This is a genomic window from Acinetobacter sp. YH01021, assembly GCF_013420255.1.
Classification (GTDB): domain Bacteria; phylum Pseudomonadota; class Gammaproteobacteria; order Pseudomonadales; family Moraxellaceae; genus Acinetobacter.
The window spans coordinates 105,908-128,189 of record NZ_VOYO01000003.1 but is presented as its reverse complement, the minus strand read 5'-3'; the positions used below and the strand labels follow the sequence as shown (position 1 = coordinate 128,189).

22 protein-coding genes are annotated in these 22,282 nt (G+C 43.4%); 12 read left to right on the top strand and 10 right to left on the bottom strand.

What is annotated here, in order from left to right; translation table 11 throughout:
• The 6 genes from FTT86_RS03890 (at window position 1) to rplS (ending at window position 3,267) form a co-directional block, all read left to right on the top strand.
• Complete coding sequence (locus FTT86_RS03890; protein WP_180180613.1) at window positions 1–528, top strand: prepilin-type N-terminal cleavage/methylation domain-containing protein; 528 nt, start codon at window positions 1–3, stop codon at window positions 526–528.
• Between the two features lie 4 nt (window positions 529–532).
• Entirely contained in the window at window positions 533–964 is a 432-nt protein-coding gene (locus tag FTT86_RS03885; RefSeq protein WP_180180612.1) for a type IV pilin protein, read from the top strand.
• 143 nt (window positions 965–1,107) lie between these two features.
• Entirely contained in the window at window positions 1,108–1,365 is a 258-nt protein-coding gene (gene rpsP / locus FTT86_RS03880; protein WP_004281198.1) for a 30S ribosomal protein S16, read from the top strand.
• A gap of 30 nt (window positions 1,366–1,395) precedes the next feature.
• Window positions 1,396–1,944, top strand: a complete 549-nt coding sequence (gene rimM / locus FTT86_RS03875; protein ID WP_044109067.1) for a ribosome maturation factor RimM — start codon at window positions 1,396–1,398, stop codon at window positions 1,942–1,944.
• Window positions 1,945–1,972: 28 nt separating this feature from the next.
• Window positions 1,973–2,707 carry a tRNA (guanosine(37)-N1)-methyltransferase TrmD gene (trmD, locus tag FTT86_RS03870; RefSeq protein ID WP_086044411.1) on the top strand — a complete coding sequence of 245 codons (735 nt, stop codon included), beginning with the start codon at window positions 1,973–1,975 and terminating at the stop codon, window positions 2,705–2,707.
• A gap of 185 nt (window positions 2,708–2,892) precedes the next feature.
• On the top strand, window positions 2,893–3,267 hold the full coding sequence (rplS, locus tag FTT86_RS03865) for a 50S ribosomal protein L19 (protein ID WP_180180611.1): 375 nt from the start codon (window positions 2,893–2,895) through the stop codon (window positions 3,265–3,267).
• 522 nt (window positions 3,268–3,789) lie between these two features.
• Here rplS and FTT86_RS03860 read toward each other — a convergent pair.
• From FTT86_RS03860 to FTT86_RS03840, 5 genes are all read right to left on the bottom strand, one after another.
• Window positions 3,790–4,770 (bottom strand): triacylglycerol lipase, encoded by a 981-nt coding sequence (locus tag FTT86_RS03860; protein WP_180180610.1) that lies wholly within the window; start codon window positions 4,768–4,770, stop codon window positions 3,790–3,792.
• Between the two features lie 69 nt (window positions 4,771–4,839).
• On the bottom strand, window positions 4,840–5,808 hold the full coding sequence (locus tag FTT86_RS03855) for a triacylglycerol lipase (protein ID WP_005108541.1): 969 nt from the start codon (window positions 5,806–5,808) through the stop codon (window positions 4,840–4,842).
• A gap of 133 nt (window positions 5,809–5,941) precedes the next feature.
• Window positions 5,942–6,913: a triacylglycerol lipase gene (locus FTT86_RS03850; RefSeq protein ID WP_180180609.1), complete on the bottom strand. Its 972-nt coding sequence runs from the start codon at window positions 6,911–6,913 to the stop codon at window positions 5,942–5,944.
• A gap of 83 nt (window positions 6,914–6,996) precedes the next feature.
• A complete protein-coding gene (locus FTT86_RS03845) occupies window positions 6,997–8,007 on the bottom strand; it encodes a triacylglycerol lipase (protein WP_180180608.1) in 1,011 nt (336 codons plus the stop codon).
• Window positions 8,008–8,397: 390 nt separating this feature from the next.
• Window positions 8,398–9,426, bottom strand: a complete 1,029-nt coding sequence (locus FTT86_RS03840; protein ID WP_180180607.1) for a lipase secretion chaperone — start codon at window positions 9,424–9,426, stop codon at window positions 8,398–8,400.
• 186 nt (window positions 9,427–9,612) lie between these two features.
• On the opposite strand from FTT86_RS03840, the gene truB reads away from it, so the two are divergent.
• The 3 genes from truB to FTT86_RS03825 all read left to right on the top strand — a co-directional run bounded on the left by truB (window position 9,613) and on the right by FTT86_RS03825 (window position 11,897).
• Window positions 9,613–10,518, top strand: a complete 906-nt coding sequence (truB, locus tag FTT86_RS03835) for a tRNA pseudouridine(55) synthase TruB (protein ID WP_180180606.1) — start codon at window positions 9,613–9,615, stop codon at window positions 10,516–10,518.
• Between the two features lie 12 nt (window positions 10,519–10,530).
• The gene (locus FTT86_RS03830) at window positions 10,531–11,301 is read left to right on the top strand and encodes a TSUP family transporter (RefSeq protein WP_180180605.1); all 771 of its coding nucleotides are present in this window, start codon (window positions 10,531–10,533) and stop codon (window positions 11,299–11,301) included.
• 128 nt (window positions 11,302–11,429) lie between these two features.
• The gene (locus FTT86_RS03825; RefSeq protein WP_180180604.1) at window positions 11,430–11,897 is read left to right on the top strand and encodes a hemerythrin domain-containing protein; all 468 of its coding nucleotides are present in this window, start codon (window positions 11,430–11,432) and stop codon (window positions 11,895–11,897) included.
• A 410-nt stretch (window positions 11,898–12,307) separates the two neighbouring features.
• Here FTT86_RS03825 and FTT86_RS03820 read toward each other — a convergent pair whose 3' ends face one another.
• The 3 genes from FTT86_RS03820 to serA all read right to left on the bottom strand — a co-directional run bounded on the left by FTT86_RS03820 (window position 12,308) and on the right by serA (window position 15,667).
• Window positions 12,308–13,186: a DMT family transporter gene (locus FTT86_RS03820; RefSeq protein WP_180180603.1), complete on the bottom strand. Its 879-nt coding sequence runs from the start codon at window positions 13,184–13,186 to the stop codon at window positions 12,308–12,310.
• 241 nt (window positions 13,187–13,427) lie between these two features.
• Window positions 13,428–14,309, bottom strand: a complete 882-nt coding sequence (locus FTT86_RS03815; RefSeq protein ID WP_180180602.1) for an EamA family transporter — start codon at window positions 14,307–14,309, stop codon at window positions 13,428–13,430.
• Window positions 14,310–14,434: 125 nt separating this feature from the next.
• On the bottom strand, window positions 14,435–15,667 hold the full coding sequence (gene serA, locus FTT86_RS03810) for a phosphoglycerate dehydrogenase (RefSeq protein ID WP_005108551.1): 1,233 nt from the start codon (window positions 15,665–15,667) through the stop codon (window positions 14,435–14,437).
• 354 nt (window positions 15,668–16,021) lie between these two features.
• Between serA and FTT86_RS03805 the strand changes: the two genes are divergently transcribed.
• The 3 genes from FTT86_RS03805 (at window position 16,022) to FTT86_RS03795 (ending at window position 19,372) form a co-directional block, all read left to right on the top strand.
• A complete protein-coding gene (locus tag FTT86_RS03805; protein ID WP_180180601.1) occupies window positions 16,022–17,431 on the top strand; it encodes an FAD-binding oxidoreductase in 1,410 nt (469 codons plus the stop codon).
• Window positions 17,432–17,572: 141 nt separating this feature from the next.
• Window positions 17,573–17,950, top strand: coding sequence for a hypothetical protein (locus FTT86_RS03800; RefSeq protein WP_004281576.1), 378 nt, complete (start codon window positions 17,573–17,575; stop codon window positions 17,948–17,950).
• Window positions 17,951–18,142: 192 nt separating this feature from the next.
• The gene (locus FTT86_RS03795) at window positions 18,143–19,372 is read left to right on the top strand and encodes an MFS transporter (RefSeq protein WP_180180600.1); all 1,230 of its coding nucleotides are present in this window, start codon (window positions 18,143–18,145) and stop codon (window positions 19,370–19,372) included.
• A 179-nt stretch (window positions 19,373–19,551) separates the two neighbouring features.
• Here the strand turns inward: FTT86_RS03795 and FTT86_RS03790 are convergent, their stop codons facing one another.
• Window positions 19,552–19,848 carry a DUF3817 domain-containing protein gene (locus FTT86_RS03790; RefSeq protein ID WP_004645001.1) on the bottom strand — a complete coding sequence of 99 codons (297 nt, stop codon included), beginning with the start codon at window positions 19,846–19,848 and terminating at the stop codon, window positions 19,552–19,554.
• 120 nt (window positions 19,849–19,968) lie between these two features.
• Complete coding sequence (gene yccS, locus FTT86_RS03785) at window positions 19,969–22,152, bottom strand: YccS family putative transporter (protein ID WP_180180685.1); 2,184 nt, start codon at window positions 22,150–22,152, stop codon at window positions 19,969–19,971.
• Window positions 22,153–22,282 lie beyond the last annotated feature (130 nt).

Genomic DNA, 22,282 nt, shown 5'->3' with positions numbered 1-22,282 from the left:
ATGCTAGATCCACAGAAGTATCTTCTGGAATTTTGGAAGAAGCATTCAGGGTTTACTTTGATTGAAATGATGGTGGTGGTGGTGGTTTTAGCAATTATTGCTGCTATTGCCATGCCCGCTTACAGTGAATATATGCGCAAAGCATCAGCAGCTCAGGCTGAGCAAGAAATGCAGAAAATTGCGGGACATTTGGAACGTTATAAGTCTAAAAATTTTACATATAAATATTTTGATCCTAAAATTGTTTATAGTGATGATGCAAGTGCATCATCACTATCAATAATTAATGTTCCAGTCGGATCAACTGGAGATAAAATTAAATATAAAATAACACTTCGTGATTTAGATGATACTTCAAAAGAACTGTCAAATTCTGCAGTTCGAGGGAGTGGGTGGGCAATGCAGGCAGTGGTAGTAAATGATTCCAAAAATTATAATTTTTTAATGACTAGTAAAGGACTGCGCTGTAAAACGTTTGATTCGATAACCTATACGGCTTGTACAGGCAGTAAAGTTATCTCATGGTGAATTTATGAAATATAAAGGGTTTACTCTGGTAGAGCTATTGGTGATTGTCGCTATTATTGGGATTTTAGCAGCAATAGTTTATCCTTCATATACTGACCATCTTAAAAAAACTAGTCGTATAGATGCTCAGAGTGAAATGTTGACCATTTCAAAAAATTTAGCTAATTATAAAATGGCCAAAGGTAGTTATGAAGGTGCTTTGTTAAGCAACAGTACACTAAAAGAAAACTATCCTGCTTCAGGAACCGCCTTATACGAAATTAGTTTAGATATTACATCGGATAATTCATCATGGCTGCTAATTGCTACTCCTATTGCATTGAAACAGCAGGATGGAAATGGGTCTATTTGTTTAAATAGTCAGGGTTATAAATTTTGGAGCAAAGGGAGTAGCTGTTCGTCTTCTGATTTATCAGCGTCAAGTAATTGGGAATAACCTAAATTCAAAATTAAGGATAACCACTTTTTGATCTTTCATTCAGGGTAAACTTCGCGTAAAATGTTGCCCTCTATGAAAGGGGTTTGAAATGTATCGATGGTCGGTACAGGGATAATCCGTAAAAACTATAAGGTTCTATCATGGTTGTTATTCGTCTTGCACGCGGTGGTGCTAAAAAACGTCCGTTCTATCAAATCATTGTGACTGATAGCCGTAATGCACGTGACGGTCGTTTCATCGAACGTATCGGTTTCTTCAACCCGACAGCTCAAGGTAAAGCAGAAAAGCTTCGTTTAGATGCTGACCGTTTTGCTCACTGGGTTTCTCAAGGTGCTCAACCTTCTGATCGTGTTGCTTCTTTAGCTGCTCAAGCTAAAAAAGCTGCAGTTGCTGCATAATTTTTATATAAATTAGGTAGTAGCTTGCCCATGACACCAACACAGAATGTTCCCGAAGATCGTATTCAGATTGGACAGTTGCGTTCAGCATATGGATTAAATGGGTGGCTCTGGGTCTATTCCAATACAGAACCTATGAGCAACATATTTGACTATCTGCCTTGGTACATTGAGACCAAAGCAGGTTGGCAAATTGTCGATGTAAAACGTTGGAAACCACATGGTAAAGGCCTGGTTGTTTCGCTGAAAGGTGTGAGTGATCGCACTGGTGCAGACGAACTGGTTGGCTCCAATGTCTGGATCTCTAAATCGCAACTGCCTCAAGCAGGTGTAGATGAGTACTATTGGTCTGATTTAAAAGGTCTAACTGTGTTAGGTCTGGACGATCAGGAACAAGAAGTCAATCTCGGTCAAATTTTTGAGCTGTTTGAAACAGGTGCTAACGATGTGATGGTGGTTCGCGCAACTGCCGACAGCATTGATGGCGAAGAGCGAATGATCCCATGGCATAAAGATGTGGTGCAACGCGTTGATCTTGAAGCTGGTCGTATCTACGTCAATTGGGGCGTAGACTACTAAGAATTTTTCGGAAATACGGGAGTCTGCGATGTTTTTTGCAGTCATTACGCTTTTTCCTGAAATGTTTGAAGCGATTACAGCCTATGGTATTAGCGGGCGCGCAGCAAAACGTGAGTTGATGCAAATTCATTGTATCAATCCTCGCGATTATGCGACGGGCAACTATAAACGGGTGGATGAACGTCCATTCGGAGGTGGTCCGGGTATGGTGATGATGGCTGAGCCTCTGGCAAAAGCAATCCAGCATGCCAAAGAGCTTGCAACGCAAGCGGGTGCAGTTCAGGTTCCTGTGGTGTATATGTCACCGCAAGGAAAGACCTTAAGCGAAACTGCGGTACAGGATTTTGTCAAATATGATGGAATCATTGTACTGTGCGGACGTTATGAAGGCGTCGATGAACGTTTGATCCAGCAATATGTTGATCAGGAATGGTCAATTGGAGATTACGTCTTGTCGGGTGGTGAACTGCCTGCGATGGTTTTATTGGACAGTATTATCCGGAGACTTCCGGGTGCCATGTCTGATGAACAGTCACACGTGCAAGACTCATTTGTGGATGGTCTTCTAGATTGCCCACAATATACCAAGCCAGATCATTTTGAAGGTTTGGATGTGCCTGAGGTGTTAAAGTCCGGGCATCATGCCAATATTGAAAAATGGCGGTTTTTGCAGCGATATCAGCGTACACTTGAACGCCGCCCAGAGTTGGTGGAAAAAGTCGAACTGACCAAGCAGCAGAAAAAATGGCTAAAAGATTTGTAAGATATTAATGAGTGATCATTTCTATCTTCAAGCAAGTACTTAAAATGATTTAAGTATTCTTTAATAGGCTCTTTATGGTTGAGATGGTCAACCATAAAGGGAAAGATAATCGGGTGTATGCGCTTTAGCCTCTATACCCAGCGATGATCAGACCTCTTCTGACTCGCACATATTGGAGATACCCCATGAGCGGTAAGCATCCTTTAGTTCAAGTAATTGAAAACGCACAATTGAAACAAGACATCCCTGCTTTTGCGCCAGGTGATACAGTTATTGTTCAAGTTAAAGTAAAAGAAGGCGACCGTGAGCGTTTACAGGCGTTCGAAGGCGTTGTAATTGCTAAGAAAAACCGTGGTCTGAACTCTGCGTTCACAGTACGTAAAATTTCTAGCGGTGTTGGCGTTGAGCGTGTATTCCAAACTCACTCTCCAATCGTTGCTGGTATCGAAGTGAAACGTCGTGGTGACGTTCGTCGTGCTAAACTTTACTACCTACGTGAATTGTCTGGTAAAGCTGCACGTATTCGTGAAAAATTACCAGCTCGTAAAACTAAAGCTTAATTTTAAGCTTTATACGAGTGAAAAAATGCGCCTTTGGGCGCATTTTTTATGCCTAATTTTTATGTAGATTTATTCGAAATGTTCCTGCAAAGGCAAGATCATAGCATCCAAAATATCCAAGAAAATTTTATGAATAAACATCAGGAATAATACAAAATATCCCCAAGACTGGAATCCTGCATTAAAAAGTTGAATGCAAATAAAACATTGTGTGATAACCAGTAAAATACTGATCCATACATTTGCGATAATATGTCGATGACAAGAGGGGCAATAATAAGGCTCATATTTTTTAAATTGAAAAGGATTAATGACTTTTCGTTTGCAACAGGGACAGGTTCTTTTAAATTTGTTTTTGATTTCTATAGAACGTATCTGCATTTATTTTATTTCACAGTTCTTTTTATATTTGATGAATATTTTATATGCAGTTTGATCATGATTAACAAGTAAATTTCAAGAAAAAATTTAGAGAAAAATAAGATAGAAAAAGCCTCTGGAGGAATAGAGGCTTGTGTAACTCTATAAACCTTGCAGTTTTAAGCGGTTGGCATGTTGACGATAGGCAGCAACTGGATCAGGTGCCAAGGTACCTTTAATGCCAAATAGCAAGTTGATTTCATCCAGATGATTCCATGGATAATCATCACGAATCGTTTTACCAAATTTGGCACTACATACCGAGACGATTCCATCATTCGCGCCAGCCTTACTCGCAGAAAGTAGATCCAAGGCTTTCATGGCGGCATCACTGACATCTAGGAGATTAGTCACGGGTTGATTGCCGGTCATTGAATACAGTGCAATGCCTTGGTCTGTATATTTGCCTTCACCACATGGGCTCAGCGAAAGCCCGAGTTTAAAGCGCTGGTTAAATTCGACTGTCCCTTCAATCGACGTGCTGTGTCCTGCTGCCAGAGCATTATGTGGGAAAGCTTGACCATCTAAGCCTTGTGCCCACATGATGACGTTACCAAAACTGCTGATCAGGGTATTGAGCAGTTCAGATGTTCTGGTCTGATTGGCAAGTCGCATAACATCAGAAGCGACAATCGTCCCTTGGTTGGCGCCGCCCACAGTCATCACTGAGGCTACATGTTGCGGCATCACCCCGGCTGCATAACGCACGCTATGTGCACCATGACTATGACCAATTAAATTCAGTTTTTTGGCGCCCGTGATTGCCATGACTTCTTTGAGTTGCTCTACATATTGTTCACCTCTGATTTCGCTGGAATTGAAAGGTGAGATGCGGGTGGCAAACGCAGTTGAACCATTACGGGCTAAATCTGGCAAAATTTGATACCAATAATCCATGCCCAAGGCATCGAAACCAATGCGATTAAAGCCGACCATGCCATGTGCAAATACAATCGGGTATTGTGTTTTTGCATAATTGGACACGACAAATCTGGTTTCTGCTTGCTGCACATTGGAAGCCTGCACATATTGGCCCGCAAATAACACGCAGCATAAGGTTATAAAATGCGTTCTAATTTTCATAAAGTTCCATTTTGGCGGTTTAAAAATTAGAAAATCCCTGTGCATTGGGATGACAGGGATGAGATTGAATTACAGGCCTTGCAATTTGAGCCGGTTGGCATGCTGGCGATAAACATCGACTGGGTCTGGAGCAAAGATATTTTTTAATCCGAGGAACTGGTTCACTTCATCCAGATGGTTCCAGTTGTAGTTATCCCGAATGGTTTTACCGAATTTGGCACTACAGCGGGAGACCAGACCATCATTTTCCTTGCCGCCATCTATGAGTAGAGCTGTAACTTTGAGTGCTGAATCAGGATCGAGCGGGTTGGTGACTTGACCTATACCTGTGAATGAATAATGACGAATATCACCGTCTTTTTCCTTACCTTCACCGCAGGCAGTGGTTGGCATACCGAGCGGATATTTCTGGTTGAATTGAGCAGATCCTGCCAGGGTCAGGCTGCGACCACCAGCCAGAGAATCATGCGGGAAACTGCTCGGATCCAGACTTTGTGCCCAGGTGATGGCCTTAGACACCAGGTTGATACCACCGACTAAAGGCCCTTGTATCGGTGTACCTTCTGCTTGCAGGATCAGGTCTCCAACCGGGGAGCCCTTATGCGGAGCACCGACAGAAGTCAGGGAAGCGACTATTCCATTCCCTGCACCTGCGACATAACGAATGGTCGGGCCGCCATGGGAATGACCGATCAGATTGACTTTCTTTGCACCGGTAATGGCCAGAATTTCATTTACCTGCTCTAAAAGTTGCTCACCCCGAATTTCCGATGAGTTAAAAGGCGAGACACGTGTTGCCCAGACATTACCGCCATTACGCGCCAGATCCGGTAAAATCTGATACCAGTAATCCAGTCCAAACTGGTCAGTACCGATCCGGATGAAACCCGCCATACCATGTGCAAAGACAATCGGATATTGGGTCTTGGCATATTGTGAACTGGCTTTTGCTGTGACCTGACTGGCCTGGGTGGATGCCTGGGTGCTGAGACATGTACCCGCCAGCAGCAGGCCGGTGATTAATATTCCGAATTTCATTATATTTTCCTCACTTTTGTTGTTTTAACGGGATGATCCTCATCCAGTTGCCTAAAGTTCCCCTATGTAGCAGGGACTCAGTTTCCTAAGTTTTTTTAATTAATAAAGATGATCTATTCATAAAATAAGTGATTTATAAGCCTTGCAGCTTGAGCCGGTTGGCATGTTGGCGATACAGTGCGACCGGATCCTGCGCGAAAGGACCCAAAATGCCAAAAAACTGGTTTACTTCATCAAAGTGGTTATGGGCATAGTCCTGACGGATGATTTGGCCATAACGTCCGCTACACAGCGGCAGAGCACCATCATTGGCTTCTCCTTTCAGGAAACTGCTACCTAAAGTCACGACTGTAGACTCAATCACATCCAAGGAATTGGTTGCCTGCCGGTTGCCCATCCAGGAATAGTGGTAAATTCCATTTGGCGTGAGTTTGCTGCCCTGAGACTGACAGTCTTTGGGAATGGCAGAGGAGCCATATTTCATATTGAAAGCCTGAATCGCCTCTGGGTTCATAGCTTCCAGTGCCTCGATCATACTGACCGGATACTGGTTACCCGTGACCAGATTCATGCTGTGGCCCAGAATCGTACCGATGGCCTGAATAAAGGGCTCAAGGAGGGGTGTCTGGCCGGCATTGACAAAAACCGGTGTGCCTTGCATAGCGCCTGCAATGGCGGTTAAAGAGGCAGCTTTATGCGGCGTAATGCCCTCAATATATTGAATCGTTGGGCCACCTTGGCTATGCCCAATCAGATTGACTTTCTTATGACCTGTCAGTGCCAGTACTTCATCAATTTGCATCAAGAGCTGTTCGCCACGCAGTTCATTGGATGCGACAGCAGACAATTCGGCAGAAAATACCCATGCACCATGCCGGCTCAGGTCTTGGGGAATCTGATACCAGTAATCCAGACCGATGCTCTCCGTTCCAATCCGGTTAAAACCCAGACCAAAACCATGCACAAAGACCATCGGGTATTTTGTCCTGGCATAACTCGAGAGGACAAAATTGCTTTTGTATTGCTGTAATGCCGCGGCTTGCACAGGGCCAGTCCATATGGAAACTAACAGTAAAAGGTTCAAGTGATAGATTATTTTTTTCATTGCAGCTTCCAGAACAATGATAGGTTAAATAAAAAGAACCAGAAAAAAAGCCTATATCTCAACTGAAATATAGGCACTCTGGGTTATAAACCTCCTAATTTGAGCCGGTTGGCATGTTGGCGATAGAGGGCGACCGGATCGGGTGCAAACATACCCTTCAGACCAAACATCATGTTGGCCAGGTCAGTATGATTGAGTTTGTACTGGTCATGAATGACCTTGCCCATGAAAGCGCTACAACGTGACACCATGCCGTCATTGTCTTTACTGCCATAAGATAAAGGGCCGAGCTGCATCAGGATCGTGTCAATATCCAGTGCATTGGTGGCTTGGGCCACACCCGTCCATGAATAATAATGAATGCCTTTACTGTCTTTCTGTTTTAAATTTTTATTGCAGTTTTCTGTGGACGCCAATACACCATCTTTGACCACCTGCTGCGCCACTGTGGCATTAAAAGTATTTGAACCGGTCTGGGTCAGGGATTTCATGGAAGCATCAAAATCAATTTCCAGTTCAGGCTTAAACTGACCCAGTGCAATCAATGGTCCAATAATATAATCCCCTAAAATGTTAAAGGCGGTACGCGTCAGGCTATTGTTCTGAATATCATCTGCGACTTTGGAGCCATGGTAGGTTCCTGCAACGCCAGTGATAGACGCAATATACTGCGGTTGGGTCGCTGCGACATAGAGTACTGTTGGTCCGCCATGAGAGTGACCAATCAAATTCAGTTTTTTCTTGCCGGTAATTGCCAGAACATCTTCAACCTGCTGAACCAGTTGTTCACCGCGATGCGCCGTTGTATTTGCTGGAGACAATTGTGCCGCAAAGACGGTAGAGCCATTACGTGCCATATCGGGCAGAATCTGATACCAGTAATCCAGCCCGATACTATCGGTGCCAATACGTGACCAGCCTAACCAGCCATGCACCATCAGGATCGGATATTTGGTCTTGGCATAGTCAGACCGGCTCTTTTCGATGACTTGTGTTGCACTCGCTGCAGCCTGAGTCTGTGCAGAAAAACTGAATCCCAGAGTAGTCGCTAAAGCCACAGTCAGTAACTGGGCTGTCTTGCTGAAAGTATGCATAGCTGTCCCTTTTTTAATTCTATCTTTATTCAAGCAATCATTGCTTTTTGTAGAGTGTCGCAAGCCACAAATCAGACGATGAAAATACAGTTTCGGCCTTCAGTGGCTAAGCAAATTTTCTTTTAATGAAGCGGTATTTTTTCACTTCAGAGGTCTAAAACCATGTCATTTGGGGACATGCAGGACAGGAGGAATTTACATTGTAAGTATGTGTTTTATTTGCAGATGTATTTAAATAAAAAGTCTTTGAAATAATTGAAATTTGTCTAAGTTATTTTGTGTAAATTCGAAATATTTAGAAACAACTATAAAAGATCATTTTGAGAAAAAATATAAAGTTATCAAAAGGGCATTTATAAAAAAGCCATCAACAGGTGATGGCTTTTAGGCTTAGTCAGCAAAGGGCAGCTTGGCTCCCTGATCATGAACCTGTTCAAAGGTTTCTACCCGCAGCTGTTCTTGCGGTGTATTAAAATGTTTGCTGCGAAGCTGGGCAATCGCTTGCTGCTTTGCAGTATCGGACATGCCGGACTGGGTAATCTGATCCCGTTCATCTAAATAGCCAGTCACCCGGTTTTTCCAGTCGCTGCGTTGCACATCCAGTTGTTCCAGACGCTGTGTCGCTTCAGCACCGACCAGATTAATCCGCATTTGCCGGATTTCATCGCTGGAACCGCCACGGGCTTTAATATCAGCGGTGAGTTTGCGCAGGTCTTCCAGTTTATTCAGTTGTTCCAGATTTTCCTGCCAGTCCTGCGGGAGTTGCTGAAACAGTGCTTTGAGCTTTTGGGCTTTTTCAGTTTCCGTTAAGCTTTTGTCTGCCAGTATGCTCATCCGGTCCAGGGTATATTCATGATAGGCATCTTCTGTGCCGAACAAGCCTTCAATCTCATACTTGGAAAAGTACTGCTGGCGCAAATTCTGGGTACTGTTATAGATACTGCGATAATAGGCAGGATCTTCCTGATTCAGCCCTGCCGGTACAGTGAGCTGGCCCAAACCCTGACGGTACTGGATATAACGATCCCATAAATCCAGAATTTGCGAAAGTGCAGGCTCTTTATGATTCTGGCGAATATAGGCTTTAAAATCCTGTTGGATCTGCTGCAGATTTTTTTCACCGAACTGGGTAATAAAATATTCAAAACAGTTGCGGGTCTGTTCATTCACAATCAGACGGTTGCTGGCGTCTAGCTGCATCTGACAATTAATTTCGGTATCTTGCTGGCTGGCACTGGGGAAAGCTGCATTGGCAGGGCCATTGACCAAGAGTGCGGTTTGTTCTGCCTGAGTTTCAGTTATAGGCATTTTTGTCCCGGTATCCGCCTGGGTATTTTCTTTTGGGGACAGCCATAAGATCAGTGTGAGGATGCATAGCACCAGCAACGCCAGAATGATCCATATTTTATATTTCTGCATATCCTATGCACCTATTTTCTCGTTATTTCATTATTTTTAGATATTCAAGCTTTTAGATATTAAAGCTTTTAGATGTTCAAGCCGGCTCAATATGCCATAAAAATCATTAGAGACTATAGAAAAGTTGTAAATCCTCTCGCAGGGTTTTACCATGGCGCCAATTTATAAAATGTCTGATTTTTTGCCATGAAAGCATCATCTCCTAAAATTCAGCGTCGTCATCTCAGTGGTGTCTTCCTGCTCAATAAGCCTTTGGGTATCAGTTCCAATGCTGCATTGCAAAGAGTCCGCTGGTTGTACCGTGCACAAAAAGCCGGACATACCGGTGCGCTGGATCCGTTGGCATCCGGTTTATTGCCTGTATGCTTGGGAGAGGCGACCAAGTTTTCGCATTATTTATTAGATTCGGTCAAGCGTTATCAGACGACCGTATTTTTGGGACATAGCACCACCACGGGGGATGTGGAAGGCGAGGTGCTTCTGGAAAAAGCAGTTCCTGAACTCTCGGAAGCCTTGATTCAGGACACATTGGCACAGTTTGTCGGTGATATCCAGCAAGTACCGCCGATGTATTCTGCCTTGAAAAAAGAAGGCCGTCCTTTATACGAACTGGCGCGCAAAGGTATCGAGATTGAGCGTGAAGCACGTCCGATTACCATTTTGGCAATTGAGCTGTTGTCCTTTACGGAGAACAGTATCACGCTGGATATTACCTGTTCTAAAGGCACTTATATCCGGGTTTTGGGGGAAGATATTGCCAAAGCCCTGGGAACTTATGGCCATCTGACTTATCTGCACCGCATCAAAACCGGCCATTTTGATTTGATTCCAAGTTATACCATTGAATATCTGGAGAGCCTGAGCGAAGCAGAGCGTGATGCACTGTTGTTGCCGGTCTATGCACCGGTTGATCATTTTCCAAAAGTGCAGGTACCCGAAGGTCGCGCAGAATATTTTAGCCGCGGCATGGAAAGCAATATCGAACATGAAGCAGCTGAACAGGTGCTGGTTTTTGATGGTGAAAAATGTCTGGGTCTGGCTGAAATTACTGACAAAAAACGTCTGGTACCCAAACGCGTTCTGAACCTCTAATCGAGTCAATATATGGAAATTGAGATCATCATCAGTCTGGTTGTCTTTGCATTTTTTGCAGGGGCGATTGATGCTGCCGTAGGCGGTGGTGGTCTGATCCAGATCCCGGCAATTATGGGGAGTTTACCGCATTTACAGCCTGCTACGGTCTTTGGCACCAATAAACTCGCGTCCATTTGTGGCACCGCTTCTGCGGCATTTTCCTACCTGCGTCAGGTAAAACTGCCTTGGTTGCTCTTGGGCGTGATTGCACTGTGCAGTTTTGTCAGTTCTTTTATTGGTGCAGCCAGCGTTACGCTAATTCCAGTCGAGATCCTTAAGCCTTTTGTGCTGGTCATGTTAATCGTGATCGCAATCTATACCTTAATGAAAAAACAGTTTGGTCAAGTGCATACTGAACAAAAACTGAATCGGAAAATGCTGATTCTGGCCGCTTTGGGCAGTCTGGCGATAGGCTTTTATGATGGTATCTTTGGTCCGGGCACCGGTAGTTTCTTTATTTTCTTTTTTATTCGCTATTTAAGCGTTGACTTCCTGCATGCATCAGCCTTATCGAAAATTGCCAATTTCACCACCAACTTGGCCGCCTTAAGCTTTTTTATTCCCAGTGGCAATGTGCTGTTTATGGTCGGGACAATGATGGCGGTGGCCAATATTTGTGGTTCCTTGGTCGGGGTACGTTTGGCATTTAAATATGGCAGTGGTTTTATCCGGATTTTATTCCTGATTCTGGTCAGTCTGCTGATTTGCCGGATGGCATACCAGATGTTTATATTGGTCTAGACCCGATGTAAATCATTCTCGATATTAAAATTTCTTAACAAATCACTGTATAAACTGTGTCTGAACCTGTTCTGAAAATCTTCTAGAATCAATGATATGAAAAATAAAACAATTGGAGAAATATCGGAATGACGACTATTTTTGAAGCATTAAGAGAGAGTCATGAGATTCAGCGTAATCTTGCAGAAAAACTATTACAGACTTCCGGGGATACACCAGAACGCCGCGAGCTGTTCAAGCAACTGAAAAATGAATTGTTTGCCCATGAAGCTGCGGAAGACCGTTATTTTTATATTCCCTTGATGATGACCGATTCGGGCCTGAATATTACCCGCCATGCCTTGGCCGAACATCATGAAATGGATGAAATGATCGAGGAATTAACTGCAACTGAATTGAGTAATCCAGGCTGGATTGCCATGGCCAAAAAACTTTCCGAAAAGGTGCATCATCACTTAAAAGAAGAGGAACATGGTTTCTTCCAGCAGGCCGGTAAAATTCTGGATGAAAAGCAGAAGACCGCTTTAGCAGTACAGTACCAGAATGAATACCAGCGTTATAAATATATGAAAAAAGATATGCTGGTACAAAACTAAACATCGAAAAGATGACATTTGATTAGCTACTTTTCCATAACTTATAACTCAAATTAGATGTTTGAGTTAATCGTTATGCATGTTTAGCTTAAGAAGATGATTGTACAGCCTTATTTCTTAAAAATTTAAATGCTTTTGTGTAGGCAATCTCCCTACTTTGGAAAGACCCAAAGTAGGCAAAAGTCTTTTGTTACCCATACACGACGTCCTGTCGTGATGGGTAACATGTGGCATCCTTGCCACACGCGCGTATCAAAAATCTCTTTATTGCAACTAGGGCATCTGATCATCTTTTTATCTGGAGATATGAGATTTTTATCCATTCATCTATTTTTTTAGTTATATCAAAGGTATAAAGTGAAGAGATTAATGATGAGATATATTTAGTTGTTCAAATTCCAATAAGCCTTTTAGGTATTCTTTTCTCCCGATCCTTGACGGGCGGCACGTACAGTCACGCCGACTGATGCCAGCATGATACAGATCAGTGCCACGGTCTGAAGAAGCGTAATTTTTTCGCCTAATAGTACAAAACCGGCCAGTGCAGCCAAAGCCGGAGACAGGCTGGACAGGGTACCATAGCTGGTTTTATTCAAATGCTGAAGTGCCTTTAAATCCAGAGCATAAGGAATGGCTGTTGCCAGTACAGCAATGCTAATTGCCTTGCCCCAATGTTGCGTATCAATCAATGCGGGCGTGTTGTTGTAGAGACCGATAGGTAGCAGACACAAAGCCGAGATACTGATGGCAATGGTCAGCGCATGCATGCCGATATTCTGCTGAATTACGCGTTGCCCGAAGAAAATATACAGTGCCCAACATAAACCAGCACCTAAAGCACAGGCGGCGCCCAGAAGGTCGAAATTACTACTATTGGCCTGTCCCCATGGCACCATTAACGCAATGCCTAAAATGGCCATCAATACCCAAATATAATCACTACGATGTTTGATTGAGAGCAGGGCCAGACCTAAAGGACCAATAAACTCCAGACCGACTGCAATTCCCTGCGGTAATCTTCCTAGAGACAAATAGAATAAAATATTCATGACCCCTAAAGCGGCGCTATAGCAGAGTAAATCCCGCCATTTCAAAAAAGGCAAACGCTGAATGATTTTCCAGGAACGAAACATCACGCTGACAATGATCGCTGCAAAACAGAGTCTTAAAATGGTCACTGTGATAGGGTCAAGGACCAGAAAAAGTTGCTTGGCGAAGGATGCACTGATCTGGTACGACATCATGGATAAAACCATGTACAACACAGCAAGGAGTTGGGCGTTTGGCATGGGAGTTACTTACACCAGAAAGGTGTAATCAGGACATGGAAGAAAGCGGGATTATAGCAAAACGGTTAATTTTTAATGAGTAGGGGGTGGAAATAATTTTAAATTTAAAGTTACTTTTAAAAAGAGAAAATTTTGATCTTAGAAGAGTATTAGACTGAATTTATCGACTTTGAGTAGGCTTTTCCAGCTAATATTTTTTTAAATTCAAAGTGAGTAGTATTTCTTATAACGAATTTTAAATTTAAAAGTGCTCAACTGTATTTTTTCTTCTTTGACTGGTCACCGTACAACCCACTGAAGCACTGATAATCGTGGCCAATGCCAGCCATTGTGTCCACAACAAGGTTTCACCTAGAAAGACCAGCCCCGAGAGTGCGGCAATAGCGGGTTCCAGACTCATCAAGGTGCCGAAACTGAGTGCGCTTAAATTACGCAGTGCGATCATTTCCAGAGTGAAAGGCAGGGCACTGGCCAGTACTGCCAAAGCCACAAAATACAGCAAACTCATCGGTTCAAAAGTATGTGCCGGCATGCCTGCAAAGAGCGCAATCGGCATCAAAACCAGCATACCGACAAACATGCCCAAGCATACAGTATGATTGCCAGAAACGCCTGAAGGTCTTTGGCCGGCAACGATATATAAGGCCCAGCAAGCACCGGCACCTAGGGCAAATGCAATCCCGATCGGGTCAAGCGGCTGGGCAGCCTGATCAAAAGGGAATAGCAGAACCAGGCCCAGAATCGCCAGACCGACCCAGACAAAGTCGAATTTTTGCCGCGCATAAAACAGGGCAACACTTAAGGGGCCAATAAATTCAAAAGAGACAGCAATTCCCAGCGGCAGGCGATCAATCGACAGGTAAAACAAGAGGTTCATGCCGGCCAGAGCAATGCCATAACTGATAATGGCTGGCCACTTGATCTGTCTGAAATGGATTCGCCAAATTTTAAAAATCAGTGCCAAAATCATAGCGCCTAACAGCAGACGCATGGCTGAAACGGTCAGGATGGGAAACTGACCGAACAGATATTTGGCAAAGGAGCCACTGCTTTGCATACTGATCATGGCGATCAACAGAATCAGCAGCGCTTGCACCATTGGTGCAATTTTAAAATTCAGCATGACTAAATAGGTTTCGATTTCTCGAATAGCGGAAGAGCAGCATAAGCTGAAAAAGGTATTAAAAATACAAACCTTAAAAACAAAAAACCACAGCCCGAGAGCTGTGGTTTCTTTGAAATCTTGAATTAGAACAATACGCGTGCGCGGATTGTACCTTCAACATTAGAAAGCATATCAAGTGCTTCATGAGATGCAGCAGCATCTACATCCATCACTAGGTAACCGACATCACCTTTAGTCATCAGTGACTGACCAGAGATGTTGATGCCTTGTTCAGCAAACAGGTTGTTGATTTTAGACAACACGCCCGGAATATTTTGATGGATGTGCAGTAAACGGTGTTTGCCTTCAGTCAATGGCAATGCAATTTCTGGGAAGTTCACCGCAGAAAGCGTCATACCCTTGTCAGAGTAAGCTACAAATTTCTCAGCGACTTCCAGACCGATGTTCGCTTGCGCTTCCATGGTCGAACCACCCACGTGCGGAGTCAGGATCACGTTTGGCAGGTTACGCAGTGGAGAAACAAATTCTTCACCGTTTGCTTTAGGCTCTTTCGGGAATACATCTACCGCAGCACCAGCAATGTGACCAGATTTGATCGCATCTGCCAGGTCTTCGATCACGACACAGGTACCACGTGCCGCGTTGATGAAGATTGAACCTTCTTTCATTTGCGCGAACTGATCTTTGGTCATGAAGTTACGTGTAGACGGAACATCAGGAACGTGTAGAGAAACCACATCGGCATTTGCCAAAAGTTCGCCCAAGCTACCGACTTGACGTGCATTACCTAAAGGCAATTTAGTCACTGTATCGAAATAGATCACTTTCATACCCATGCTTTCAGCAAGTACAGAAAGTTGTGAACCAATTGAACCGTAACCTACGATACCTAAAGTTTTACCACGTGTTTCGAACGAACCAACTGCAGATTTGTTCCAGCCGCCTGTGTGTGTATCTGCTGATTTTTCAGGTACACGGCGAAGGAGAAGAATTGCTTCAGCAAGTACAAGTTCAGCGACTGAACGCGTATTTGAGTAAGGTGCGTTAAAGACTGGAATACCGCGACGCATTGCAGCGTCCAGGTTCACCTGGTTGGTACCAATACAGAAACAACCGACAGCAATCAGTTTGTTCGCAGCTTCAAAGACTTCTTCAGTCAATTGAGTACGGGAACGAATACCGATGAAGTGAGCATCTTTAATCGCTTCTTTCAACGCTTCACCCTCAAGCGCAGTCTTACGATAATCGATGTTGGTATATCCAGCAGCATTTAGAGTGTCGATTGCATTCTGGTGAACGCCTTCTAACAACAAGAAACGGATTTTATCTTTAGGTAGAGATAGATGTTGGCTCATTACGGCTCCGCTACAAAGGCCAAATTTAGTCGCGGTATAATAGCACAGGAAAAGCGCACTTATACATTTCCTTAATGACGCTCACATCAGCTATTCTGGCAAGATATATTGATAATAATGATCATGGTGTTTGATTTAAATCTGCATTTTCAAAGGTATATTATCAAAATTGTCATTTTTCGCCGGAAACACCAAAAAATAGCTTATAATATTGCGCCATGCTTTTAAAGCAGCGTGATCCGGTGCTTTAATAACCATGTTTCGCCTGATTTGTATCCATGTTTTTATGCATAAAAAATGTGCAAATGAACCAGCGAAGTCTCTCTTGTTTAAATCATGCTAGGTCTGCAAACGATGAATGCTCCAGTCGCTTTAACCCCTGAGTTATTGACCCAATTGACTGCAATTGTGGGTGAAAACCGTATTAAAACCGATACGGACAGCCTCCAGAATTGGGGTCGCGATCATACGAAGCACTTTGATCCAAACCCGTCAGTCGTCGTTTTTCCATCGTCCACTGAGCAAGTTCAAGACATCGTTAAATTGGCGAACCAATTTAACGTTGCAGTGACTCCATCGGGTGGTCGTACCGGTCTTTCTGCAGGTGCAGTCGCAGCCAATGGTGAGATCGTGGTCAGCATGGATAAGATGAACCAGATTCTGGAATTCTTCCCGGCAGATCGCATGGTGCGTGTACAGGCAGGTGTGGTGACTGAACAGTTACAAAACTATGCTGAAGAGCAGGGCATGTATTACCCAGTTGACTTTGCTTCGGCAGGTTCATCGCAAATTGGCGGTAACATCGGCACCAATGCTGGCGGCATCAAAGTGATTAAATACGGCATGACCCGTAACTGGGTACTTGGCCTGACCGTTGTGACGGGTAAGGGCGATGTATTGCGTCTGAACAAAGGTATGATCAAGAATGCAACCGGTTATGCGCTACAACATTTATTTATTGGTGGTGAAGGCACGCTGGGTCTGGTGACGGAAGCAGAAATCAAGCTTGAACGTCAACCGCAAGACCTGCAAGTGATGGTACTGGGTGTACCTGACTTTGATGCGATCATGCCGTTATTGCATGCCTTCCAGGCGAAAATTGATTTAACCGCGTTCGAGTTCTTTGGTGAACTGGCGATGCAAAAAGTCTTGGCCAATGGTCATGTACAGCGTCCATTTGAAACTGAATGTCCCTTCTATGTGTTGCTTGAGTTTGAAGCGCCGTTTGAAACGATTATGGACAAGGCGATGGAAATCTTCGAGCATTGCATGGAACAAGGTTGGGTGCTGGACGGCGTAATGAGCCAAAGCCTTGATCAAGTAGAAAGTTTATGGCGTTTACGTGAAGATATTTCTGAATCTATCGCGCCGTTTATTCCATATAAAAATGATATCTCAGTTCTGATCACGCACGTTCCTGCATTCATTAAAGAAATTGATGCGATTGTTTCAACGAATTACCCAGACTTTGAAATCTGCTGGTTCGGTCATATCGGTGACGGTAACCTGCATTTGAATATCCTGAAACCTGAAAACTTAAGCAAAGACGAATTCTTTGCCAAATGTCAGGTAGTGAATAAGTATGTCTTTGATACCGTGAAAAAATATGACGGTTCAATTTCTGCGGAACATGGTGTGGGCATGACCAAGAAGCCATATCTCGAATATTCGCGTTCTGCGGAAGAAATCGAATATATGAAAGCGCTGAAAAAAGTGTTTGATCCAAATGGCATCATGAATCCGGGTAAACTTTTCGATCTTTAATCGGTCGGAATTGAAAAAAGCGCATCGAAAGGTGCGCTTTTTTATTGCTGTGTAAAGACAGTTACAGAGTCTAAATGGTTTTGTACTAAGAAGCTCGGCATGATAGGTTGGAATAAGAATGACGATAAAGGGTTAAATAATATGTTCCGGATATTGGCAGTCGCAACTCTCGCTTTTGGTATACTGGGTTCAGGCTGTGCAACTGCTCAACAGGTCATTGCAAAGGTACAGTCATCTTCGGATACGCCTTTGGAACAGGTTTTACAATTAAGACCGGACTTGCGTAAGGAACTGGCAACAGTTGAGTTGCGCCAGTTCTTTGACAAGGTAGAGTCGCCCACGATTGGACAGGTCAAAGTCACTGAAACTGGGTTAATGGATGATTCGGTACGTTCAGTACAGACCATTTATTATTTTAAACGGGAAGATAACAGCTGGATGCTGGAAAATACCGAGAAGTTGTATCGTTGTGCACGAGGTTCAAATACCAAGACTTTCCAGAAAGCAGTCTGTCCATAATAGTGTTTGATCTTTAGACAGATTTTGGTTAAAAGCGTATCTAGAGGATGCGCTTTTTTATTTGGAAGATTATCTCTACGATCAGTTATATTTATTCAGAGCGTTTGAATATCTCATCTGCTAAAATTATTTCTTTCTATTTTAGACAAAGTTCAGTCTGTTAAAACGGGCAGACTGACAATAAAAACTCCCATGCAAAAAATCCAAACCCAAAAACTGACCCGTGCCACACTCATGTTCCCGCTGGCACTGGTCCTATTTGAATTCTCAGTCTATATCTGTAATGACCTGATTCAACCGGCCATGCTGGCGATTACCCGTGATTTTGGCGTGAGTAGTTCATGGGCACCATCCTCCATGTCCTTTTTCCTGTTGGGCGGGGCATTTGTCGCAGCGATCTTGGGGCCATTGTCCGATCGTCTCGGACGTAAAATGGTACTGCTCGGCGGTGTGGCATTTTTTACCCTCAGTTGTCTGGCTATTTTATTAACACCCAATATCGAAAGTTTCTTATTCCTGCGCTTTTTACAGGGCTTTGGCCTGTCCTTTATTACTGCTGTAGGTTATGCCGCCATTCAGGAAAGCTTTGAAGAACGTGATGCCATCAAAGTCATGGCACTGATGGCCAATGTGTCTTTGCTGGCACCCTTGCTAGGACCAGTGCTGGGTGCCTTTATGATTGATCATATCTCCTGGCATTGGGGTTTTATCGGCATTGCATTTCTGTCATTTCTGAGCTGGTTCGGCCTAAAAGCCAAAATGCCAAATCTGAAAGTCAGTATTCCCAGACAGCCGGTCAGCTATATTCTGGATGACTTTAAACAGGTTGTAAAAAATAAGCGCTTTGTGATTATGACTGTAGCCTTGCCTTTGGTGAGTCTGCCTTTGATGTTATGGATTGCATTGTCACCAGTGATTCTGGTCGAGCAATTTGGATTCAGTAGTGTGCAATATGGTCTGGCGCAGTTTCCGGTCTTGGGCGGTCTGATTGCAGGTAATCTGATTCTGCTGAAAATTATCGATAAAATACCGCTGGGCAAAACCGTATTATTGGGTCTGCCATTGATGCTGTTAGGTGCAGGTTTATTGATGTTGGGCTTATTGATTCCAGAGTATTTTGTCCATTGCCTGATTATCGGTACCACCTGTATCAGTCTCGGTGAGGGTGTAAGTTTTTCGGTACTGTACCGTTTTGCACTGATGTCTTCTGAAGTGTCCAAAGGCACGGTGGCCGCGACGGTTTCTATTATCCTGATGCTCAGCTTTTTTGTAGTGATTGAAGCAGTAAGAATGGCGTATGAAACCTACGATATCTGGGCCTATTGTGTTGCCTCTTTGATTCTGATTGCACTGTGGTTTACTTTGCCACGCATGCAACTCAAACAGTTAATGCTGGAAAGACAGGAGCGTGGGGAGTTTTGATTCCTTATTAAGGGAAATTATAAATTATTGAAATCATATGTTCAGTATTGAATTTCCCTCTCCTTTTAGGAGAGGGCTAGGGTGAGGTTAAGTATTTAATAAGTTCCCTCTCTCTAACTCTCTCCCAAAGGGAGAGAGAATTTTCTTTTGACTGATCTAATTATATTAGGATTCTACAATTAAGCTTCAGCGGGCTGTTCCAGCTTCTTCAGTTTCATATCAAACAGGAATGGACCGAAAGGTAGAATCGAAGCGATTAAACCCATCACAAACATGCTGAGAGACCATTTCTGTTTTTCACATACCGCAAATAACACCACCAGAAATAGCACAAACAGTACGCCATGACCCATGCCGACATATTTCACCAGAATCGGATTATCCATCATATATTTCACTGGCATCGCGATAAATAACAGCAGCAGGAATGAAATCCCTTCAAGCAAACCGACCAGACGCAAAGTTTTGATGTTCATAATACATATTGATTTAACCGAATTAGTTCTGAGTGTACCGAATATCACCTGAATATTGAATCTTAATAATAAAGATATATTCAATATTTTTAATAAGTTATAACCAAGTAAGGCAGTTGGTTATTTAATCTCGGCACCTAATAATTCATGACGTAATTTTAGTAATTCCGGTAAGGTTTCTAGCAATAAACTGATCTGTTTCAACACCAAAAGCAGATGTGCTGACTGGTTTTCCTGGGTACTTAAGCGTTGAATTTCTGCCAGTTTATGATCGATGTCGTAGGTATCTAAAGGCTGTTGTTGCAGCAATACCCCAGTTAAGGTTTGCTGGCACCAGTGCATTAAATCCAGAATTTGTGTATCAGTAACCTGCTCACGGTGACTCCCCAATGCTGCAATATAACTGAGTTGGCTATGACTATAGACCAGATAGCGAAAGGCACTTTTGACCAGTTGCGGATCTGGATTCGGTTCGGTACTCAGACTTGAAATCATGCTGGATAAATCAATCTGTGCATTGTGGGCCAGACGCCGTGCAGTCCGGTAAGCAATACTGTTATCTTTACCGTTTCGATATTGCTCGACCACTGCAGCAAAATAGTTCAGTGTAGCAAGCGATGATTTTTTAATATTGCTGGAAATATTACGGAAATTCCAGTCAGGCCAGATCCAGCTTACTGCCATCCAGGCAATCAGACAGCCTATGAGGGTATCAATGATACGCGGTAAAATAATGGCATAACCGGCACCTTTCAGGTTGAAAATCAGGAGTACCATCAAGGTCGCCATGAGGGTTGCCATGGCATATTTTTTGGAACGCAGATAGAAAAAACCGACACCAAAAATCACTGTCAGCAGCAATTGTCCTTCGATACTTGGTACAAAATACAGAATGGGAACACCCAGCATGACCCCCAATAATGTTCCCAGAGTCCGCAATTTGAGCCGGCTTTTGGTGGCAAAATAACTGATCTGACAGACAAACAGGCTGGTCAGTAAAATCCAGTAGCCATTTTTCGCAAAAGGTAATAATGAAATGGCATAGCCAACTAAAAACACAATCGCAATCCGCACCGCATGCCGAAAGAGTGCCGATTGCGAACTTAAGTGTGGTTTGAGTTTCAGCCAAAGATCTGTGCTATCGCGAATATCATCATCAAACAGGCTCAGGTCATCAAAATGCTGCTGATAGCGTGGCTTATACAGTGCCTGTTGATCATGCAGGTGTTGTAACTGCTCATGTACACTCAGCAGATTGGCCAGAATAAGCTGTAAATTTTTAACTTCAATATTCTGTGGGTGTTGGGCAATCCAGTCCTGCATCGATTCCTGTAAATGTTTTAATGCCTGTTCATCATCTGCAGACAGATAAAATTTTTCATTGCGCAATACACATTCTGCCAAATGTTGACAGGCAAGGGCTTGCAGACGGATATTTTTCTGAATCCGGAAAATCAGGTCAGTGCGGCTAAAATGCTGTTCGATCTGTTCATAATGCAGATAATTCGCGGTGGCCTGTTCATGAATATCCTGCATCAGAAAATACAGATTCAGCCAGTAAATGGTGTTACGATTGGCACGCGAAGCTTTGAGTCGGGTCAATAGCGAATCTTTGCTGCGGTTAAAACTCTGAATGACTAAAGTATTTTTAAGTGACAACTCATAGAGCAGGTTTTCAACATTCGGATGCTGGTCCGGATCAAACAGTTTGGCTTTACTTAGCAGTAAATCCGACATGTGCTGCAAGCTTTGTGCGAGATTTTCCTGAACCTGCAAAGTAGGACGCAGCAGAAAAAATAGAATAGACGTCAGGCCGTACCATAGCGCCCCAATGACAAAATAAAGTGGCTGTTCATACCAGTGCTGATATTCGCCCAGGCCGAACATGGTATAGATTGACAGTAAAATGGTGCCAAATGAAATTGTGGCATAACGTTGGCCTAAGGCACCCATTAGAATAAACAGCGCACTCGACAGGGATAGCCACAGTGCAAACCAGAATTTATGCGGAGCAAGAAATTCCAGAATGCTGCTGACACTAAAAAACAGAATGATGACCAGTAACAGGTTGCGCAAACGCAGGCTTAGCCGGTCATCAAAATCAGTCAGTGCCGTGGCAATTGCCCCTAAAGTTACTGGAACGATCAAGAACTCATAACCCAGAAATTTCAGACCGAAAGTAGTACCTAAAAACACCAGCAGGATCTGCAGGCAATAAGTCATCAGCGCACTGGACTGAAAGGGCAGCAGGACAGGTTTTATAATTTTAACAAAAGTAGCAGTCGCAGGTCGGGCAGCATTCACAGGGACAGGATCCGGAAAGTAAAAACGCAAAGTTCTGAATGCAATTTAGACGCCAAAATAAAAGAAAAATCCATGAAAAAAACGAGCATGCTGCCCGTTTTTTTCTATTTAGTCATTGGCATGAAGGTGT

What these genes read in the sequence shown, in the direction of transcription:
- FTT86_RS03890 (WP_180180613.1), top strand. Translation starts at nt 1, where the DNA reads ATGCTAGATCCACAGAAGTATCTTCTGGAATTTTGGAAGAAGCATTCA.
- FTT86_RS03885 (WP_180180612.1), top strand. Translation starts at nt 533, where the DNA reads ATGAAATATAAAGGGTTTACTCTGGTAGAGCTATTGGTGATTGTCGCT.
- rpsP (WP_004281198.1), top strand. Translation starts at nt 1,108, where the DNA reads ATGGTTGTTATTCGTCTTGCACGCGGTGGTGCTAAAAAACGTCCGTTC.
- rimM (WP_044109067.1), top strand. Translation starts at nt 1,396, where the DNA reads ATGACACCAACACAGAATGTTCCCGAAGATCGTATTCAGATTGGACAG.
- trmD (WP_086044411.1), top strand. Translation starts at nt 1,973, where the DNA reads ATGTTTTTTGCAGTCATTACGCTTTTTCCTGAAATGTTTGAAGCGATT.
- rplS (WP_180180611.1), top strand. Translation starts at nt 2,893, where the DNA reads ATGAGCGGTAAGCATCCTTTAGTTCAAGTAATTGAAAACGCACAATTG.
- FTT86_RS03860 (WP_180180610.1), bottom strand. Translation starts at nt 4,770, where the DNA reads ATGAAAATTAGAACGCATTTTATAACCTTATGCTGCGTGTTATTTGCG.
- FTT86_RS03855 (WP_005108541.1), bottom strand. Translation starts at nt 5,808, where the DNA reads ATGAAATTCGGAATATTAATCACCGGCCTGCTGCTGGCGGGTACATGT.
- FTT86_RS03850 (WP_180180609.1), bottom strand. Translation starts at nt 6,913, where the DNA reads ATGAAAAAAATAATCTATCACTTGAACCTTTTACTGTTAGTTTCCATA.
- FTT86_RS03845 (WP_180180608.1), bottom strand. Translation starts at nt 8,007, where the DNA reads ATGCATACTTTCAGCAAGACAGCCCAGTTACTGACTGTGGCTTTAGCG.
- FTT86_RS03840 (WP_180180607.1), bottom strand. Translation starts at nt 9,426, where the DNA reads ATGCAGAAATATAAAATATGGATCATTCTGGCGTTGCTGGTGCTATGC.
- truB (WP_180180606.1), top strand. Translation starts at nt 9,613, where the DNA reads ATGAAAGCATCATCTCCTAAAATTCAGCGTCGTCATCTCAGTGGTGTC.
- FTT86_RS03830 (WP_180180605.1), top strand. Translation starts at nt 10,531, where the DNA reads ATGGAAATTGAGATCATCATCAGTCTGGTTGTCTTTGCATTTTTTGCA.
- FTT86_RS03825 (WP_180180604.1), top strand. Translation starts at nt 11,430, where the DNA reads ATGACGACTATTTTTGAAGCATTAAGAGAGAGTCATGAGATTCAGCGT.
- FTT86_RS03820 (WP_180180603.1), bottom strand. Translation starts at nt 13,186, where the DNA reads ATGCCAAACGCCCAACTCCTTGCTGTGTTGTACATGGTTTTATCCATG.
- FTT86_RS03815 (WP_180180602.1), bottom strand. Translation starts at nt 14,309, where the DNA reads ATGCTGAATTTTAAAATTGCACCAATGGTGCAAGCGCTGCTGATTCTG.
- serA (WP_005108551.1), bottom strand. Translation starts at nt 15,667, where the DNA reads ATGAGCCAACATCTATCTCTACCTAAAGATAAAATCCGTTTCTTGTTG.
- FTT86_RS03805 (WP_180180601.1), top strand. Translation starts at nt 16,022, where the DNA reads ATGAATGCTCCAGTCGCTTTAACCCCTGAGTTATTGACCCAATTGACT.
- FTT86_RS03800 (WP_004281576.1), top strand. Translation starts at nt 17,573, where the DNA reads ATGTTCCGGATATTGGCAGTCGCAACTCTCGCTTTTGGTATACTGGGT.
- FTT86_RS03795 (WP_180180600.1), top strand. Translation starts at nt 18,143, where the DNA reads ATGCAAAAAATCCAAACCCAAAAACTGACCCGTGCCACACTCATGTTC.
- FTT86_RS03790 (WP_004645001.1), bottom strand. Translation starts at nt 19,848, where the DNA reads ATGAACATCAAAACTTTGCGTCTGGTCGGTTTGCTTGAAGGGATTTCA.